4 protein-coding genes are annotated in these 3,820 nt (G+C 64.7%); 2 read left to right on the forward strand and 2 right to left on the reverse strand.

The features are described from left to right. Positions 1-140: 140 nt before the first annotated feature. Together BA895_RS18040 and BA895_RS18045 are read right to left on the reverse strand one after the other, a co-directional pair. Complete coding sequence (locus BA895_RS18040; protein WP_083283520.1) at positions 141-365, reverse strand: DUF3021 family protein; 225 nt, start codon at positions 363-365, stop codon at positions 141-143. Between the two features lie 232 nt (positions 366-597). Next, positions 598-1,035, reverse strand: a complete 438-nt coding sequence (locus tag BA895_RS18045) for a nitroreductase family deazaflavin-dependent oxidoreductase (RefSeq protein ID WP_070193286.1) — start codon at positions 1,033-1,035, stop codon at positions 598-600. 1,087 nt (positions 1,036-2,122) lie between these two features. On the opposite strand from BA895_RS18045, the gene BA895_RS18055 reads away from it, so the two are divergent. Beyond that, positions 2,123-2,305, forward strand: a complete 183-nt coding sequence (locus tag BA895_RS18055; RefSeq protein WP_070193288.1) for a DUF4177 domain-containing protein — start codon at positions 2,123-2,125, stop codon at positions 2,303-2,305. Positions 2,306-3,156: 851 nt separating this feature from the next. Then, on the forward strand, positions 3,157-3,681 hold the full coding sequence (locus BA895_RS24045; protein ID WP_175442378.1) for a hypothetical protein: 525 nt from the start codon (positions 3,157-3,159) through the stop codon (positions 3,679-3,681). The last annotated feature ends 139 nt before the right edge of the window (positions 3,682-3,820 follow it).

The following is a 3,820-nucleotide window of genomic DNA, read 5'->3' on the forward strand; positions in this document are numbered from 1 at the left end:
TGCGCCCGGTGTCGATGACCAGATGAGCAGCTTCCTGCCGGTACTTCGGGGTGTAGCTCTTCCTCGTGGCACCCATGAGGACATCCTTCCCTGCCAGGCCGAAACCTGACGATCAAGATGTCCACGAAATGGGGTCAACCTCAGAACAGCATGATCGTAAAATGGATCGCCGATTGAGCTGACAGGTTCCATCGCTCAACTTGATAGATCACCGAAGTGCCACTCGTGGCCGCGACGATCACGCCCACTGCGAAGGTGCTTCTCGCTGTGGACGAATCTCCCTCCAGAAGCAAAGCAATCCCCATCACCCCAAAGATCACGGAGGAAACAGTTGCCAAGATGAGTCCAAGGCGCAGTGGCGACATGGCGGCAGCGTACGACCACCCAGTCGGGCGGCCCAATCACCTCAACTGCCTGGCGACACCGGCCAGCCGCCAACCCATTGGCCGATCGGCTTGCGACCTCTGTCCTGAAGCAACGAGCCCGCATGGTCTTGTTCCGCAGGACTCTGCGCGTGCCCTGTACGAAAGAGTGAAGATTTGTGCGATCGAGGCAGGGTAGAGCGGCGCCACTCAGCCGCGCAGTCGTGCGCTGTTCTCACTCAGCGGCCGAGAGGTGGAACACCGGGTGACGCGGCGCTTCCTCAACGAACAGCTCGACCGGATCACTGGCCTTCGCATCGAAGAACGGTGCTGTGACGCGGACGTCGTGAACGTACCGTTGTAGCACCGGACCGGCGGTCTCGGCGTCCACCTCAACGGCCGAACACGCCAAGGTCCTCCTGCCCCGCCGCAGCGACACCTTGGGGGTCGATCGGACGTTATGAACCCATCCCACCGTTCCGTAGGGGGCAACAAGCCACCGGTCGCCGTCAGTCTCGACCAGCGTCACCGGTGTTGTCCGAGGGCTACCGGTCTTGCGACCTGTGGTGGTTAGCAAGTAACTCGACGAGGCGCCAACCCCGACCCGGATCATCGTGGACATCACGATGTTGATACCGCGCCGCATCGGACCGAGGCGGTACGTGTTGGCCATGCTCGCATCTTCCTCTTCGGCGCCTCAACACGCTACCGCGCACCTGGGACGACGGAACGGATCTCGGTGCATGGAATCCTCCGGAAGCAGATCGGCCACGGGTCCGCCCAAGCGTCGTCGACAGGGCGGTAGCCACGCAGTTTGGCCGCTTCGGAGAGGTCGGCGACGCGGTATCGGTGGGCTGAGATGCCATTGCCGACCGCGCACGTGATGTCCGTTGCCCTCCACGGCAGCTCGTAGCAGTTCGGCCCAGTCCCGTGGGCTCAGCCACGCCGCCAGATCCCGGGCGGTGGCGCCGGTCCCGGTCGGGGGCGAGTCGGCGAAGAAGCCGATACGCGGCGCCACAACCGACGTCGATGGGGTGGCGGCGACCCAAGACCTGAGTGCCTCAGCCCAGGCCTTGATCGCGCCGTGGAGGTTCGCGTCGCGGCGCGTCGCCCGGGCGGGTCTGTGGCCGGTCGGGTAGCCGGACATGGTCTGCAAACTGCTGGCCAGGACGAGCCGACGCATTCCGCAGTCGACGGCAGTCCGGGCACCTGAGGCGCGCCGATCACGGCAGTAGTAGTGCCGCCTGCCACCGTCATGGGGACCACCCCTGGCGCAAGTCGATGGACCACCGCGTGGCCCCCGGGAGCAGTTGAGTGCAGCTACGGCCGACCTATCCTGCAGATGTCCTTGGTGTGGGTCGTGACGATGCTCGCAGCTGTGGTAGCCGTGATTAAGGCGAGTAGCGACTTCACCTACCTTCTCTTCGTGCTCATTGGAGGCTTCATCCTGTCCAGCGCCGTCTTGGGCCCGCGGGCCGGCGCATCCTGGACCGCGCTCGGAGCTAACAGAAGGGACGACCCCCAGGCCACGAGTAGGCGGTGCCCGCAGTGATGTCGCGCCGTGCCACCACCCGATCAGCGTCTTAGCTAGGACCACGTGCGTCCGCTCACAGCCGAACAGCGCACAGCTCGTGACCGCTGCGCTCGAGCAGCGGGGAGACTAGAGAGTTGTAGCTCCGCCTCTGCCTGGAGCTCAGCTCGATGCGATTACGCCGCTAAGACGCAGGTTGCACCAACACAACAACTATGGGAGAAGCAAAATGACAGATAAGCAGTACAAGGTGCACGTTGAGAAAGGCCGCCGCTTGACAGGCAGTTTCAACCCGCAGAACTTGGAGGCAGCTCTCAATAGCAATGCCGCCGACGGCTGGCACGTCGTCAGCAGCACCTGGAGAAGCATGACCTCTGAGGTCATGGTCATCCTGGAACGCGACGCCCAATAGAGCACACTCCACACCGCCTATCGGCGGCCTGTCGCGACTTCCTTCCGACCCCTTTCGCCAACGACAACCGGCGACGACCACGCCGGACGAATCAGACACCTCCACGGTCGCTGGCGTCACCGCAGCGGGATCCCCACAATGTCCGCGATAGAGATTGGCTCGATCGCTCGTCGTGCCCGCTGCCGAAGAAAGGGTGCCCAATGCCGCGCCGGTGACGGCCCTCCCCCGGCCTTGCACACGTCCGCTACTGCCGCGGGGCGGGTGAGTTCGGCGCCTCTTGTCTCAAAATCCGTGTGAAAAGTCTCAAAATCCGCCGCTGAAGTGCCGATCTGTCTCACGCAGTCTCAAACTCGCGAGTATTTCTCAAAATCCTTCGCCGCTGACATGTCCGGCACGAACAATTTCGAGACTTCGAGGGGCACGGATCGCGGATTCTGAGACGAGCTGCTGTCGGGGAAAATGAGACTCGGCTCTTCACGTGCCTGGGCAGATCATCGAGCCGCGGTCAGCGGTGGGCCGGCTGAGCCCCGCCATCGCCGAGGTGGCTTCACCATCTAGTTGCGACGATCAGCTCGGGTGTTTGCACCTTCCCGCTACGCGGCAGAGTCGGACGAGCGTAGCCGTCCTCAACGCGGCAGAGTCGGACGAGCGTAGTCGCCCTCAACGCGGCAAGAAGCGGTAAACGCCTCACGCTGATGAGCGGACGCCTGGGCTGGGCCGAGTCCGCGTCTTTCGCGACAAGAACACGCGTTGCAAAACGTCTCCTGCCGGGCGAGGGCCCGAGCCCCTCCTACGGCGATATCCCCCCACGCGGCCACTCTGCGGCGCGAGGGCCTGTCACGATAGGGGTCATGGTCAGATCGCGAGGCTACCTCTCCTACGCGGCAGGTCCGTGGCCACATCATCGGGGCAGACGCCGTTCGTGGCTGCGCACGGCGCAGCTCAACGTGGTCGGGTGGTCTGCGCTGCTCGGCGCCTGCCTGGTGGCAGCGGCTGTCGGCGTCGGTGCGGCTGGGGCGATCGCCCGGCCGCGCGGATGGGGGGCCGTTCTCGGCGTTTTTCCGCTCGGCGCAGTGGTGATGCTCGACCGGAGACGGTGGGCCGCGATGGAGACCGGTTTTGGGTGGGGTGGCTCCGAGGTGGAGGTGGCTCGCCTCGTTTCTGAGCTCGCCGAGCTGGGGGTCATCACCAGGGTGGACACTGCATCGAACGCAGAGGGGTGGGGCCAGCCTGGGGACGGATGGGGCGAGCCTGAGCTCCTGCCAACCGGCGACCGCGATATCCAGACGGCGTCGCTCCGCTACCGCAACCGGGACAGAGGGGTGGTGGCGCGCACGCTACGGTCACACGGCATCCACTTCCCAGACCTGCCATAGGGGTCCCCCGGGAGGGCCGAATAGGACCTTTGCGACTCGCGGTTTGCGGCAAGACCGGACGAGCGTAGCCGTCCTCAACGCGGCTGCGGACGTTGAGTCCTTGGGGTGTGGTGCCTACCTCGCCGGCGCAGCCATCGTG

The organism is Humibacillus sp. DSM 29435, assembly GCF_001758225.1.
In the GTDB taxonomy this organism is placed as follows: domain Bacteria; phylum Actinomycetota; class Actinomycetes; order Actinomycetales; family Dermatophilaceae; genus DSM-29435.

Bases quoted from the DNA above. Each gene is read 5' to 3' on its own strand.
- BA895_RS18055 (WP_070193288.1), top strand. From the start codon at position 2,123: ATGACAGATAAGCAGTACAAGGTGCACGTTGAGAAAGGCCGCCGCTTG.
- BA895_RS18045 (WP_070193286.1), bottom strand. From the start codon at position 1,035: ATGGCCAACACGTACCGCCTCGGTCCGATGCGGCGCGGTATCAACATC.
- BA895_RS24045 (WP_175442378.1), top strand. From the start codon at position 3,157: ATGGTCAGATCGCGAGGCTACCTCTCCTACGCGGCAGGTCCGTGGCCA.
- BA895_RS18040 (WP_083283520.1), bottom strand. From the start codon at position 365: ATGTCGCCACTGCGCCTTGGACTCATCTTGGCAACTGTTTCCTCCGTG.